Origin of the sequence: Streptomyces sp. MMBL 11-1, from assembly GCF_028622875.1 — a bacterium.
In the GTDB taxonomy this organism is placed as follows: domain Bacteria; phylum Actinomycetota; class Actinomycetes; order Streptomycetales; family Streptomycetaceae; genus Streptomyces.
The window spans coordinates 390,943-403,183 of the sequence record NZ_CP117709.1; the positions used below are offsets into that span (position 1 = coordinate 390,943).

A 12,241-nucleotide genomic window follows, 5' to 3' on the forward strand; every position below is an offset into this window, starting at 1 on the left:
ACCGCCTCCTCGGGAGAATGGTTCACGCGGCTGCCCGCTCGTCGTTCGCCGCGGTGATTCCCTTGGTGGAGGCAATCACGTTCTTCAGCTTCTTGGCGAGCGCCTCATAGAACATGCTCAGGGGAAACTCGTCCGGAAGCACGTCGTCGACGAGCTTGCGAGGAGGAAGTGTGAGGTCCAGGGCGTCGGGGCCCTTGGCCCAGCGGGATCCCGGATGCGGGGCGAGGTAGGTCGAGACGAGGTCGTAGGCGGCGAACCAGTGGACCAGCTTGGGGCGGTCGATGCCGTCGCGGTAGAGCTTCTCGATCTCGGCGCAGAGCTGGTTGGTGACCTGCGGGGCACGGTCCCAGTCGATCTTCAGGGTGTTGTCGGTCCAGCGGACGACGTCGTGCTTGTGCAGGTAGGCGAAGAGCAGCTGGCCGCCGAGGCCGTCGTAGTTGCGGACGCGCTCGCCGGAGACGGGGAAGCGGAACATCCGGTCGAAGAGCACCGCGTACTGCACGTCACGGCCGTGGGCGTTGCCCTCGGACTCCAGCTTCACGGCCTCCTTGAAGGCGGTGAGGTCGCAGCGCAGCTCCTCCAGCCCGTACATCCAGAACGGCTGGCGCTGCTTGATCATGAACGGGTCGAACGGCAGGTCGCCGTGGCTGTGGGTGCGGTCGTGGACCATGTCCCACAGGACGAACGCCTGCTCGCAGCGCTGCTGGTCGCCGATCATCTCGCGGATGTCGTCGGGCAGCTCCAGGCCGAGCAGGTCGACGGAGGCCTCGGTGACGCGGCGGAAGCGGGCGGCCTCGCGGTCGCAGAAGATGCCGCCCCAGCTGAAGCGCTCGGGGGCCTCGCGCACGGCGATGGTCTCCGGGAAGAGCACCGCGGAATGGGTGTCGTACCCGGCGGTGAAGTCCTCGAAGGTGATGCCGCAGAAGAGCGGGTTGTCGTAGCGGTCCGCCTCCAGGTCGGCGAGCCACTCGGGCCAGACCATCTTCAGCACGACCGCTTCGAGGTTGCGGTCCGGGTTGCCGTTCTGCGTGTACATCGCGAAGACGACGAGGTGCTGGAGACCGTCGGTCCGGTCCTTCGCGGGCTGAAAGGCCAGCAGCGAGTCCAGGAAGTCGGGGACGCCGAAGCCGTCGGCGGCCCAGCGGCGCAGATCGGTGAGGAGCGCACGGTGGTAGGCGGCGTCGTGCGGGAGGAGCGGGGAGAGTTCCCCGATCGCTCCGGTCACCCGGTCCAGGACCCGTTCGACGACGGCCGGGGACGGGGCGCCCTCGGCCTCGAAGTCGATGGATCCGTCCTTCGACTGCCAGGGGCGGATCTCCTCGACGGCATCCTTGAGCACAGGCCAGGCCGGGTGCTCGACCACCCGCTGGGCCGTAGCTATCGTGCCGTCGACTGCGTCGTGCACAAGAATTTCCGTCATAACACTTCCTCCACGGGAGAACCTCGCGTGGATTCACCGTAGCCGTGCGGGGCTCCTCCCGACAAGTGGAGGTCTGGAAATTATCCTGCGTACCCCCCATGGTCACCGCTGTTTTTCCTGCCGTATCCCGAGTAGGCGCATAGTTCCCGCAGTCGCTGCGGGATCCGTCCGACCCGGCCCGCACGGCTCGGGACATCGCGGGCCCCGGCCGCTACCCTCCCCAGTGCCGTATCGCCGTACCTCCGCGCGGGCAGGAGCAGTCGACGGACCACCGCCGACGGAAACGAGGTCGCCTTGTCATTTCTCACCCTGGGTCATCGCGGAGTGATGGGCGTCGAGCCCGAGAACACCCTGCGCTCCTTCGTCCGCGCCGAGGCGTCGGGAATGGACGCCATCGAGCTGGATCTCCATCTCAGCAAGGACGGTGCGCTCGTCGTGATGCACGACGCGGACGTGGACCGCACCACGGACGGGACCGGACCGATCGCGGCCAGGACCCTGGCGGAGCTGCGCGAACTCGACGCCGGTCGGGGCGAGCGGATCCCCGTCTTCGAAGAGGTGCTGGAGGCCGTCTCCTCCCCGCTCCAGGCGGAGATCAAGGACGTGGCGGCGGCCCGCGCGCTGGCGGACGTGATCCGGGAGCGTGACCTCGTCGGCCGGGTGGAGGTGTCCTCGTTCCACGACGAGGCCGTCGCCGAGATCGGCCGGCTGGTGCCGGGCGTACGCACGGTGCTGATCGCCAGCCGCTGGGGCGCGGACGTGGTGGACCGGGCGAGGACGGCGGGCGCGGCGACGCTCGCGCTGAACATCCGCCGCCTCACCCTGGAGGTCGTGGAGCGGGCGCACGCCGAGGGCGTGAAGGTGATCGGCTGGGTGGTGAACACCCAGGACCACCTGCGTCTCGCACGGGCACTGGGCCTGGACGGCGCGACGACCGACTTCCCCGAGATCCGTCGCGCCGGGCGCTTCACCGCCTGAGCGCGGGCGTCATCAGACGCCTTCCCCGGTGCCGCCCCCCTTCAGGTTCTTGACGAGCAGTTCGAAGGCCAGGTCGTCGCGGAGCGGGATCCCGAAGCGCTCGTCGCCGTACGGGAACGGGGTGAGCCGTCCCGTACGGCGGTAACCTCGGCGCTCGTACCAGGCGATGAGGTCCTCGCGCACCGAGATCACCGTCATATGCATCTCGCCGACGCCCCAGCCCTCCCTGACGGTGCGCTCCGCCTCGGCGATGACCGCCTTGCCGAGTCCGCCGCCCTGGAGCCCCGGCCGCACCGCGAACATGCCGAAGTAGGCCGCGTCGCCCCGGTGTTCGAGCTGGCAGCAGGCGACGAGCTCTCCGCCGTGCTCGACCGTGAGGAGGCGGCCCGCCGGAGCGTCGAGGACCTCGCGCACACTCTGTTCGTCGGTCCGCTGTCCCTGGAGGATGTCGGCCTCGGTGGTCCAGCCCGCGCGGCTGGAGTCACCGCGGTAGGCGGACTCGATGAGGGCCACCAGCGCGGGTACGTCGTCCCCGGTCGCGTCGCGGAAGGTCAGCCGGGCCGCGTCGGGGGGCGTGGCGGTGTCCATGGCGGGTGCTCCGTTTCTCTGCTGTACACGCTTCGGTGCTGCCGTACAGGCTTCTGTGCTGCCGTGCGCGCTTCTCTGCTGCCTCACGTACGGTCGCGGTCGTCGCGGTCGTCGCGGTCTCCGCCGTCGCCCGTGCGGTCGAGAGTAACGCGACCCGGAGCGCCCCCGGTGGGCCCCGGCGCACCCCCTTCACACCCCCGCGCGCCGGATTCGGCGGCGGCCGCCCGGGCATCGATGGGACGACCCGCAACAGTGCCGTACGTCCGACCCGGGGGGAGGCGCGCCGTGCACGGAGGGGCCCTGGCAGGCTGGCTGCTGATGGCGTTGTGCGCGGTGAGCGGCGCCTACTGCCTGCTGCGCTCCCGTGTGGGGACGCCGCGGGAGCGCAGCACCGCGCGCTCGGAGGCGCTCATGGGTTTCGGCATGGCGGCGATGGCCGTCCCGGCGGCGGTGCTGTCGCCTCCCCACTGGGCCTGGGCGGTGTACGCGGTGCTGTTCGGCACGGCCGCGCTGCGAGCGTTGCGGCCCGCCCTGCGCGGCGGCCACCATCTGCACCATCTCGTCGGCTCACTGGCCATGGTCTACATGGCCGTTGCGATGGCCCCCGCGGTCACCGGGAGCGGCGGGGGCGGGCATGCCGGGCACGGGGCGACCGCGGGCGCCGGGGGCGTCCCTCTCCTGACCGGGGCGCTGCTCGTCTACTTCGCGTTCTACGTGCTGGGCTCGGCCGGCCGCCTGCTGCCCGGGACCGCCATGGCCCCGGCCGGCGGCACGGGTCTCGACGCCCGGGACCCGGGAGGATTCGGGGGCGGAACGGACGGCCGGCCCGAGCTCACGACGGCCTGCCGGATGACGATGGGCATCGGCATGTTCGCCATGCTGCTCACCCTGTGAGACGGGAAGTGGGACAGACCCCCCGGCAAACCGTGGTCTACGTCACTTGCCGGTCGAGGCCGTACCCCCGGCCGGCCGGCCCCTCCTAAGCTGGGACCATGCTGGTCTCCCTCGCGCTGCTGCTGCTCGGTGCATTGACCGCCCTGGTGACCCCCCGCGTCATGGCGCGCGCCCGGTGGCCGGAGCGCGAGCCGGTCGTGGCCCTGTGGGTCTGGCAGTGTGTGGTGGCCGGGGTCCTCCTGTCGTTCGCCCTGTCCATGACGTTGAGCGCGGCCGCCGCCTGGCAGGCGGTGCGCGGCCATGTCTTCGCCCCCGCGCCGCACGCCGTCGTCGAGGCGTACGCCCTGGCGGCGTACGGGCCGTGGTCGGCCGTCATCGCGGTACTGCTGGCGCTGGGCGGACTGTGGACCGGAGCGATGCTCCTGAGGGAGATCCGGCGGGCGCGGCGTCGCCGCGAGCAGCGCCGGGCGGAACTGCTGGTGCGTTCCCCGCTGATGCCGGGCGAGGAGCCGGGCGCCGACCGTCTCGTGGTGCTGGAGGGCGAACGCCCCGACGCCTGGTGGCTGCCCGGCACGGCTCCGCAACTCGTCATCACCACCGCCGCGCTGGGCCGCCTGAAAGGCCGTCAGCTCGATGCCGTGCTCGCCCACGAGCAGGGGCACGCCCAGGCCCGGCACGACTGGCTGCTGCACTGCTCGTCGGCGCTGGCGATCGGCTTCCCGCAGATCCCGGTGTTCGCCGCGTTCCGCGACGAGATGCACCGGCTGGTCGAACTGGCCGCCGACGACGTGGCGTCACGTCGCTTCGGCCGTCTGACGACCGCGCTCGCCCTGGTCGGACTCAACGAGGACCGCGGGGTGTTCGGCCCCTGCCCCACCCCGCAGGCCCAAGTGCCCCTCCGGGTGAACCGGTTGCTGGCTCCGGTCGAACGGCTGACGGCGGGCCGCAGGATCCGGCTGACGGCCGCCGCCGCGCTGGTCCCGGTCGTCCCGGTGTTCGTGGCCTTCGTCCCGGGTCTCCGCGCGCTGGGTTAGGGCGTCTCCGGCGGATCAGGAGCCGGGGGCGCGACGTCCGGCACACCCTTGGTCATGCCCCACGTTGGCCTTGGGGCGGTGTCCTCCGCGAGGATCACCCCATGCCCTCCCCTCACTTCCGCCTCCGTTCACCGGATCGCTCTTCCCGCGCCGCGCCCGCGCCGTGGACCGGAGCCGTCGTCGGCGTGGCCGCTCTCGTGCTGCTCGTGCTGGTGGCGGTGCGCTGGTCGCCGCTGATGTCCCTGGACCGGACGGTCGCCGACGCACTGCACCGGCACGCGGTGGCCGACCCCGGTCTGGTGCGGGTGAGCCGGGTGCTGACGGACTGGGTGTGGGACCCCTGGACCATGCGTGCCCTGATCGCGGTGACCGTGGTCGCCCTGTGGTGGCGGGGCGCGCGCCGGCTCGCCCTCTGGGTGGCCGCGACCAGCCTGGTCGCCTCTCTCCTCCAGCAGGGGCTCAAGGCGGCGGTGGGCCGGGAGCGTCCGCGGTGGCCCGATCCGGTGGACTCGGCCCACTACGCGGCCTTCCCCTCCGGGCACGCCATGACGGCCGTCGTGACCTGCGGTCTGCTCGTCTGGCTGCTGCGGCTGTACGGCGCGGGCCCCGGCGTCCGGGGCGCGGCGGTGGCCGTGGCGGTGGTCTCGGCGGTCGGTGTGGCGGCGACCCGGGTGTACCTGGGGGTTCACTGGCTGACCGATGTCGTGGGCGGCGCGCTGCTGGGGGCGGCCGTGGTGGCGTTGAGCACCGCGGGGTACGCCCGGTACGCGGCGGCCCGCGAGGACGCTCTTGTCGGCGCGGGGACGGACCGGTAAGGATCACGTCCATGGTGATCGAAGGCGTGCTGTTCGACTTCTCCGGAACCCTGTTCCGTATCGAGCCGGTCCGCGACTGGTTCGCCGCCGTACTGCGCGAGGAGGGCCTCGACGTCACCCCGGAGGACTTCGAGCGGTACGTGAGGGGGCTCACGGCGGCCGGCGCGCTCCCGGGCGGCCCGCCCCCGGTCCGGGTCCCCGACCGGCTGGCCGGGGCGATGTCCCGCCGGGATCTGAGCCCCGCTCTGCACCGGGAGGCGTACACGGGTCTGGCCCGGGGCGTCGCCCTGCCCGATCCGGGGCTGTACGACGCGCTGTACGACCGCCATATGCGGCCGGAGGCCTGGCGGCCCTATCCGGACGCCGCGGAGGTGCTGGCGGGGCTGCGGAGGGCGGGGATCGCGGTGGGTGTGGTCAGCAACATCGGGTGGGACCTGCGCCCGGTCTTCCGCGCGCACGGGCTCGACTCCCTGGTCGACGCCTACGTCCTGTCCTTCGAGCACGGCCTCCAAAAGCCCGACGCGGGTCTGTTCCGCATCGCCTGTTCGCTGATCGGCCGGGACCCGGCGGACGTGGTCATGGTCGGTGACGACCGGGGCGCGGACGGTGGCGCGGCCGCCCTGGGCTGCGGGGTCCGCTTCGTGGACCACCTGCCGGTGGCGGAACGGCCCGACGGACTGCGTTCGCTGGGTCTCGTGCCGGAATGAGCCCACCGCGAACGGAGGAGATCGGTGCGGAGTGTGAGGCATATCCCGCCGCGAATGGGGTAGTGGCAGGCGCTCGTGGTCGTAGCCTGGTGGGCATGTCCCCGATGCCGTCGTCCGTGTCAGCGCGTTCCGCAGCCGAGGTCAACGCGGAGATCCGCGACCTGTGGCAGCGTTCGGGCGGGTGCCTGACGCCGCAGGAAGAGGCAAAGTACCAGCGGCTGCTGGTGGAGTGGGCCGCTGCCGCCGGCGGAAGCGTCCGCACCGCCGCCTGACGTCCGTATCCGCCGCGCGCCGGTGCCGGGAACCGGTGCGGAGATCGCGCCCGATCCGGCGATCCCCCGCGTCGCCGGATCCAGGCGCACCCTCGGCGTACCCCGTGGGACACGGCCGCGGACCGCGTCGGGGACCGGAGGTGCCAAGGCCGCCGTCGCAGGGATCCAGCATGTCCCCACCCGGCTCATCGGTCAATGAATTTCCGGCGGCACACGCGGCGGGGCCGGTGTCTCCCGAACGGGCGAACGCCCGGGAGACACCGGCCCCGCATGCGGAAAGGCGTCGGCTACCGGACCCGCTGACGGATCAGCGGGCGAAGTAGTCCGGCTGGGTCTGCGCGTTGAGCTCGTCCAGCTTCACCCGCTCGGCCGGTGCGGTGCGCCGGTCCTTCAGCTTCAGCACGTCGAAGCCCTTGGCGATGTCGCTGGAGTAGATGTGACCGTTGTAGTAGTACGCCGACCAGGGGCCGGCCGTGGTGACCTGGTCGAGCGTGACCGGGCCGCGCTCGAAGAAGGCGATCTCCTCGGGCTTCGCCGAGTCGGTGAAGTCCCATACGGAGATGCCGCCCTGGTACCAGGCCTGGACCATCAGGTCGCGGCCCTTCACCGGGATGATCGAGCCGTTGTGGGCGACGCAGACCTCGGCGTCGGCCTGGTGGCGGTCGATCTTGAAGTAGCTGCGGAAGACCAGCTTGCGCTGGTCGCCCTTGCCGACGATGTCGTAGATGCCGTCGGCGCCCCGCTCGGGCCCGATCTCCTCGTTGCAGGTGGCCGCGCCGCCGCCACCGAGCTCGTCGGTGAAGACGACCTTGTTCGCGCCCTGGTTGAAGGTGGCCGAGTGCCAGAACGCGAAGTTCTCGTTGTCCTGGACGCGGTCGATGATCTTCGGCTGCTCCGGGTCCTCGATGGAGAACAGCAGACCGTCACCCATGCAGGCGCCGGCCGCGAGGTCCTTGGACGGCAGCACGGTGATGTCGTGGCAGCCGGTCGTCTTGGAGACACCGGGGTTCTCCGGTGCTCCGGGGTTGCCGCCGTCCGGGAAGAGCACCGGGAAGTTGACGATCCGGGCCTTCTGGGGCGCCTTGAGGGGCACCTTGATGATGGAGATCCCGTCGTGCGGCGGCTTGCAGTCCGGGAACGCCTCGTTGGGCGAGTACGAGGAGACGTACACGTACACGTTCTTGCCGTCCGGCACCAGCGTGTGCGTGTGGGAACCGCAGGCGGTCTCCACGGCGGCGATGTACTTCGGCTGCCGCTTGTTGCTGATGTCGAAGATCTTCATGCCCTCCCAGGAGGACTTCTCCGTGGCGGGCTGGGAGGTGCTGGAGCAGGAGTCGTCGCTGCGCGAGGAGTCCGTCGACAGGAAGAGCAGGTTCCCGGAGACCGAGATGTCGTTCTGCCCGCCGGGGCAGAGGACCTGGGCGACCGTCCTGGGCTTCTTCGGCTTGCTGATGTCGTAGATGACGAAGCCGTCGTAGTTGCCGACGTACGCGTACTTCCCCTGGAACGCGAGGTCCGTGTTGGTGCCCTTGAGGGCGTCCTTCGGCACGTTCGTCAGGTGCTTGATGTTGGGGCTGTGGACGATCTCGTCCACGCCGGGTATGTCGCCACCGGTGATCGCGGCCCTGGCCTCGGCCTGCTCGCTCTTGGTGACGGAACCGCGCTCGGCCGGGGCGTCGCCCGGGTCGGGGGTGGCGGCCGCTGTGGTGGCCGTCAGCAGCGTGGCGAGAAGTCCGGCCGCGGCTGCCACCGCGCCCAGACGTCTGCGCCGCACGCGGGTGGTGTGCAACGAGGTCACTGCGTCCTCCCTTGTCTCCGTTCGGGGTCGAACGGTTCATGAACCCCCGGCAGTATCGTCCCTCCCATGTACACATCAACAGATGGCAACACAGATGTAATAAAAGTTTCTGATCTTCGCCCGGTGGAAGCGTGTTAGGACGGTCTGCGACAAACCATGTGGCACAGGAGGTCGCCGTGTTGATCCATCGTCGGTCCGCAGCTCTGCGCTCAACCGCTCTGGCGGCGACGGCGGTTGCCGCCGTGCTCGTCCTGGGAGCCTGTGAGTCGGGCAGCGGTGACGGAACGTCGGACCGGGCCAAGGACGCGGATCCGGGCGTGGTCGCGCCCGGCAGACCGGGCGAGCCCGCCCGGACGCTCTCCGCCGAGGAGGCCATCAAGGAGGCCGGTCAGGACACCGCCAACTCAGCCGATTTCCGCTATACGCGGATGATGATCGAACATCACGGCCAGGCGCTCGTGATGACCGGACTCGTCCCGGAACGGGCCTCCGCCGACACCGTCAAACGGCTCGCGGATCGCATATCGGCCGGCCAGAAGCCGGAGATCGGCGCGATGGAAGGATGGCTGAAAAGGAACGGCGGCGACCGGCGCACGGAGCACCACGACCACGCCACGATGCCCGGCATGGCGACCGATGCCCAGCTCGAAAAGTTGCGCGCCGCCAAGGGCAAGGCCTTCGACAAGCTCTTCCTGGAGCTGATGATCACCCACCACCAGGGAGCAATCACCATGGCCACGGAGGCGCTCACCGAGGGCAACGACGTCATCGTCGAGGAGATGGCGAGCGACGTCGTCGCCCAGCAGACCGTGGAGATCAACCGGATGCGCGGGCTGATGGACTGAGACACGCGGCCGGCCGTGCACGCGGCGGTGCGGTTCGGCCGTGCGGTGCCATCCTGGAGGAAACCTCCGGGAAGAGGTGCGCCGTGCTCTCCGTCGCCGTCGTCGGTTCCGGTCCCAGCGGGGTCTACACCGCTCAGGCCCTGCTGCGGCAGTCGCTCGTGCCCGATGTGCGCGTGCACGTCCTGGACCGGCTGCCCACCCCGTACGGACTCGTGCGGTACGGGGTGGCTCCCGACCACGAGAAGATCAAGTCGCTGCAGGACAGTCTGCGGGCGGTGCTGGAGGACGACCGGGTCACCTTCGTGGGCAACGTCGGCGTCGGCGGGGCGGAAGGGGTCTCCCCCGCCCGGCTGGCGGAGCTGTACCACGCGGTCGTCTACTGCGTCGGAGCACCGGCCGACCGGGCGCTCGCGGTGCCGGGCGAGAGTCTGCCCGGCAGCTACTCCGCCACCCGCTTCGTCTCCTGGTACAGCGCCCATCCGGACGTCGGCGCCGACCCGTTCGTCCTGGACGCCCGCTCGGCCGTCGTGATCGGCGTGGGCAACGTGGCGGTCGACGTGGCCCGGATCCTGGCGCGCGGCGCCGACGAACTGCGGACCACCGACGTGCCCCGTGCGGCGCTCAGCGCGCTGGAGGACAGCCGGGTGCGCGACGTGCACATCGTGGGCCGCCGGGGCCCCTCCCAGGCCCGGTTCACCACCAAGGAGCTGCGGGAGCTGGGGGCGCTGCCCGGGGCACGGGTCGTCGTCGACCCGGCGGAACTCGCGCTCGACCCCGCGTACGCCGCTGCGGACGGACTGCCGGGAGCGCTGCCGCTGCCCGCCGTGGTGCGGCGGAACCTGGAGGTCCTGCGCGCGTGGTCGGCGGCCGGGGAGCCGACGGCGGCCGATGCCGGGCGCCGTGTCCGGCTGCGTTTCTACCTGCGGCCGGTGGAGCTGCTGGAGCGCGACGGGCGGGTCGCCGGGGTGCGGTTCGCCCGGACGGCTCCGGACAGCGGGGGCGGGGTGCGGGACACCGGCGCGTACGAGGACATCGAGGCGCAACTGGTCCTGCGCGCGGTCGGCTATCGCGGGGTGGAGCTGCCGGGGCTGCCCTTCGATCCGGCGCGCGGCACGGTGCCGCACGCGGCGGGCCGGGTGCTGCGGGACGGGGCGCCGGCGCCGGGTGAGTACGTGGCGGGATGGATCAAGCGGGGGCCGACCGGGGTGATCGGCTCCAACCGCTCCTGTGCCAAGGAGACAGTGACCTCGCTCCTGGAGGACGCGGCGGCGCTGAGGAGCCGCCCGGCGGCGGACGATCCGCTGGCCGTGCTGCGGGAAGGAGGGCTGCGGCCGGTGGAGTGGTCCGGCTGGCTGTCGATCGAGCGTGCGGAGGCGGAGCTGGGCCGTTCGCTGGGGCGCGGCCCGGTGAAGATCCCCGACTGGCCGGGGCTGCTGGCGGCAGCCCGGGACGAGGACCGGTGAACGGCTCCCCGCGCCGTCACTCCCGGGTCGCGACCACCAGCCGGGCACGGGGGCTGCCGTCGGGGCGCGGGCCCAGTTCGGTCAGCGGCAGCAGCCGCACGGCGAATCCGGCCTGCGTCAGGTCCTCCAGCACGTCGCCGAGCGGGAACGTGCGGTAGTACATGACGAACCGCGGGCGCCACAGGGCGTTGCGCACCCGCATCGCCGCGTCGAAGCCGAACAGCGACCAGTAGGCGCGCGATCCCACCGGGGGCGGTGCGCCGAGCGGGAAGACGAACTGCCCGCCCGGCCGGAGGGAGCCGTACACCTCGGCGAAGAGGCCGAAGCGTTCGGCGGGCAGGAAGTGACCGAACGCGCCGAAGCTCAGGGCGAGGTCGAAGGCGGGCGCGAAGGGCAGGGAGCGGGCGTCGGCCCGCACCCAGTGCACCGTCGGCCCCTCGCCCCCGGGCGGGAAGGCGGCACGGGCCTCGGCGAGCATGCCGGCGCTGAAGTCGACGCCGACCGCGCGCTCCCGGCACAGCTTCCGGAGCACGCCGACCCCCGCGCCGGTGCCGCAGCAGACGTCGAGTCCGGCGTCGAAGGGTCCGAGGTCGCGTACCGCCCGGGTGACGGCGTCGAGCACGCGGTCAGGGGTGCGGTAGGGCGTCTGGTCGAACTTCGGGGCGAGGAGGTCGTATCCGCGCTCGGTCGAGGAAAGCGCCTGAACGGCCAGTTCGCGCACGGTGGGGCCCTGTTTGGTGAACATCACGGGTCACCCTACCGACGCGGCGCACCCGCTGGGACCGGTCATGGCGGCCGTGCGGGCCCGGGCGGGGGGAGGGCGGGGCGGGAGCGTCAACGTCCTTCGGAAAGTCGCCGCTTGAGGGTGATGGCGGTATCGGCGGCGTACGCCTGGGTCCAGCTGCGGCCGGCTCCGGACTTCCAGGTGACGTGGACCGTGGAGCCGTCGGTCCGGGCGTTCTCCACGGTCATGGACCGGTCGCCGTCGCGGACGTCGCCCCGGCGCAGTTCGCCCGCCTCGACCGTGACGGGACGCTCCCCCGGCGCCTTCTCGGTCTCCTCGGCGGCCCGGAGAAGTGCGGCGGCCAGCTCGCGGGCCGCCCCGGGGGTGCAGGACCAGACGAGCTCGCCGCGCGGGGACGAGAGCCGTACGCCGACGCGGGGTCCCTGGTTCGCCCCCGGCTCGGCGACCGCGACCGGCGCGGGCTCGCCCGCGGTGACCGTGACCGGCACCGGGTGCCCGTCGGCGTCCGTGATCCCGCTGCCCATCGTCGTCTCCTCGGTGTCGCTGTGCCCGGCCGTGTCCAGGCCGTCGCCGGGCCGACGCGCGGCCTCCGCCAGCATGGCAGCACCCGGTAGCGGGGGCCGCGAGCGGGGCGGGGGCGTACGGGTGTCGGTCGAAGGCCACCACGGGAGCTCCTGGGTCT

At 71.9% G+C, this 12,241-nt stretch carries 13 protein-coding genes; 8 read left to right on the top strand and 5 right to left on the bottom strand.

What is annotated here, in order from left to right:
• Window positions 1-22 precede the first annotated feature (22 nt).
• Window positions 23-1,420, bottom strand: a complete 1,398-nt coding sequence (locus tag PSQ21_RS01740; RefSeq protein WP_274028613.1) for a DUF6421 family protein — start codon at window positions 1,418-1,420, stop codon at window positions 23-25.
• Window positions 1,421-1,747: 327 nt separating this feature from the next.
• Here PSQ21_RS01740 and PSQ21_RS01745 point away from each other — a divergent pair, with 327 nt between their 5' ends.
• Complete coding sequence (locus PSQ21_RS01745; protein WP_274035607.1) at window positions 1,748-2,398, top strand: glycerophosphodiester phosphodiesterase; 651 nt, start codon at window positions 1,748-1,750, stop codon at window positions 2,396-2,398.
• Window positions 2,399-2,410: 12 nt separating this feature from the next.
• Here the strand turns inward: PSQ21_RS01745 and PSQ21_RS01750 are convergent, their stop codons facing one another.
• Entirely contained in the window at window positions 2,411-2,986 is a 576-nt protein-coding gene (locus PSQ21_RS01750) for a GNAT family N-acetyltransferase (RefSeq protein ID WP_274028614.1), read from the bottom strand.
• A 285-nt stretch (window positions 2,987-3,271) separates the two neighbouring features.
• Here PSQ21_RS01750 and PSQ21_RS01755 point away from each other — a divergent pair, with 285 nt between their 5' ends.
• From PSQ21_RS01755 to PSQ21_RS01775, 5 genes are all read left to right on the top strand, one after another.
• The gene (locus PSQ21_RS01755; RefSeq protein ID WP_274028615.1) at window positions 3,272-3,880 is read left to right on the top strand and encodes a DUF5134 domain-containing protein; all 609 of its coding nucleotides are present in this window, start codon (window positions 3,272-3,274) and stop codon (window positions 3,878-3,880) included.
• A 98-nt stretch (window positions 3,881-3,978) separates the two neighbouring features.
• Window positions 3,979-4,914 carry a M56 family metallopeptidase gene (locus PSQ21_RS01760; protein ID WP_274028616.1) on the top strand — a complete coding sequence of 312 codons (936 nt, stop codon included), beginning with the start codon at window positions 3,979-3,981 and terminating at the stop codon, window positions 4,912-4,914.
• Between the two features lie 101 nt (window positions 4,915-5,015).
• Window positions 5,016-5,729, top strand: coding sequence for a phosphatase PAP2 family protein (locus tag PSQ21_RS01765; protein WP_274028617.1), 714 nt, complete (start codon window positions 5,016-5,018; stop codon window positions 5,727-5,729).
• A gap of 11 nt (window positions 5,730-5,740) precedes the next feature.
• Window positions 5,741-6,436: an HAD family hydrolase gene (locus tag PSQ21_RS01770; RefSeq protein WP_274028618.1), complete on the top strand. Its 696-nt coding sequence runs from the start codon at window positions 5,741-5,743 to the stop codon at window positions 6,434-6,436.
• Window positions 6,437-6,531: 95 nt separating this feature from the next.
• On the top strand, window positions 6,532-6,708 hold the full coding sequence (locus PSQ21_RS01775) for a hypothetical protein (RefSeq protein ID WP_274028619.1): 177 nt from the start codon (window positions 6,532-6,534) through the stop codon (window positions 6,706-6,708).
• A gap of 307 nt (window positions 6,709-7,015) precedes the next feature.
• On the opposite strand, the gene PSQ21_RS01780 is transcribed toward PSQ21_RS01775, so the two are convergent.
• Window positions 7,016-8,506 carry an LVIVD repeat-containing protein gene (locus PSQ21_RS01780; protein ID WP_274028620.1) on the bottom strand — a complete coding sequence of 497 codons (1,491 nt, stop codon included), beginning with the start codon at window positions 8,504-8,506 and terminating at the stop codon, window positions 7,016-7,018.
• A 158-nt stretch (window positions 8,507-8,664) separates the two neighbouring features.
• Between PSQ21_RS01780 and PSQ21_RS01785 the strand changes: the two genes are divergently transcribed.
• Entirely contained in the window at window positions 8,665-9,351 is a 687-nt protein-coding gene (locus PSQ21_RS01785) for a DUF305 domain-containing protein (protein ID WP_274028621.1), read from the top strand.
• A gap of 83 nt (window positions 9,352-9,434) precedes the next feature.
• Window positions 9,435-10,814: an FAD-dependent oxidoreductase gene (locus tag PSQ21_RS01790; RefSeq protein WP_274028622.1), complete on the top strand. Its 1,380-nt coding sequence runs from the start codon at window positions 9,435-9,437 to the stop codon at window positions 10,812-10,814.
• Window positions 10,815-10,830: 16 nt separating this feature from the next.
• Here PSQ21_RS01790 and PSQ21_RS01795 read toward each other — a convergent pair whose 3' ends face one another.
• Window positions 10,831-11,559 carry a class I SAM-dependent methyltransferase gene (locus PSQ21_RS01795; RefSeq protein WP_274028623.1) on the bottom strand — a complete coding sequence of 243 codons (729 nt, stop codon included), beginning with the start codon at window positions 11,557-11,559 and terminating at the stop codon, window positions 10,831-10,833.
• A gap of 89 nt (window positions 11,560-11,648) precedes the next feature.
• The gene (locus tag PSQ21_RS01800) at window positions 11,649-12,083 is read right to left on the bottom strand and encodes a hypothetical protein (protein ID WP_274035609.1); all 435 of its coding nucleotides are present in this window, start codon (window positions 12,081-12,083) and stop codon (window positions 11,649-11,651) included.
• Window positions 12,084-12,241 lie beyond the last annotated feature (158 nt).

What these genes read in the sequence shown, in the direction of transcription:
- PSQ21_RS01740 (WP_274028613.1), bottom strand. Translation starts at nt 1,420, where the DNA reads ATGACGGAAATTCTTGTGCACGACGCAGTCGACGGCACGATAGCTACG.
- PSQ21_RS01745 (WP_274035607.1), top strand. Translation starts at nt 1,748, where the DNA reads ATGGGCGTCGAGCCCGAGAACACCCTGCGCTCCTTCGTCCGCGCCGAG.
- PSQ21_RS01750 (WP_274028614.1), bottom strand. Translation starts at nt 2,986, where the DNA reads ATGGACACCGCCACGCCCCCCGACGCGGCCCGGCTGACCTTCCGCGAC.
- PSQ21_RS01760 (WP_274028616.1), top strand. Translation starts at nt 3,979, where the DNA reads ATGCTGGTCTCCCTCGCGCTGCTGCTGCTCGGTGCATTGACCGCCCTG.
- PSQ21_RS01765 (WP_274028617.1), top strand. Translation starts at nt 5,016, where the DNA reads ATGCCCTCCCCTCACTTCCGCCTCCGTTCACCGGATCGCTCTTCCCGC.
- PSQ21_RS01770 (WP_274028618.1), top strand. Translation starts at nt 5,741, where the DNA reads ATGGTGATCGAAGGCGTGCTGTTCGACTTCTCCGGAACCCTGTTCCGT.
- PSQ21_RS01775 (WP_274028619.1), top strand. Translation starts at nt 6,532, where the DNA reads ATGTCCCCGATGCCGTCGTCCGTGTCAGCGCGTTCCGCAGCCGAGGTC.
- PSQ21_RS01795 (WP_274028623.1), bottom strand. Translation starts at nt 11,559, where the DNA reads ATGTTCACCAAACAGGGCCCCACCGTGCGCGAACTGGCCGTTCAGGCG.
- PSQ21_RS01800 (WP_274035609.1), bottom strand. Translation starts at nt 12,083, where the DNA reads ATGGGCAGCGGGATCACGGACGCCGACGGGCACCCGGTGCCGGTCACG.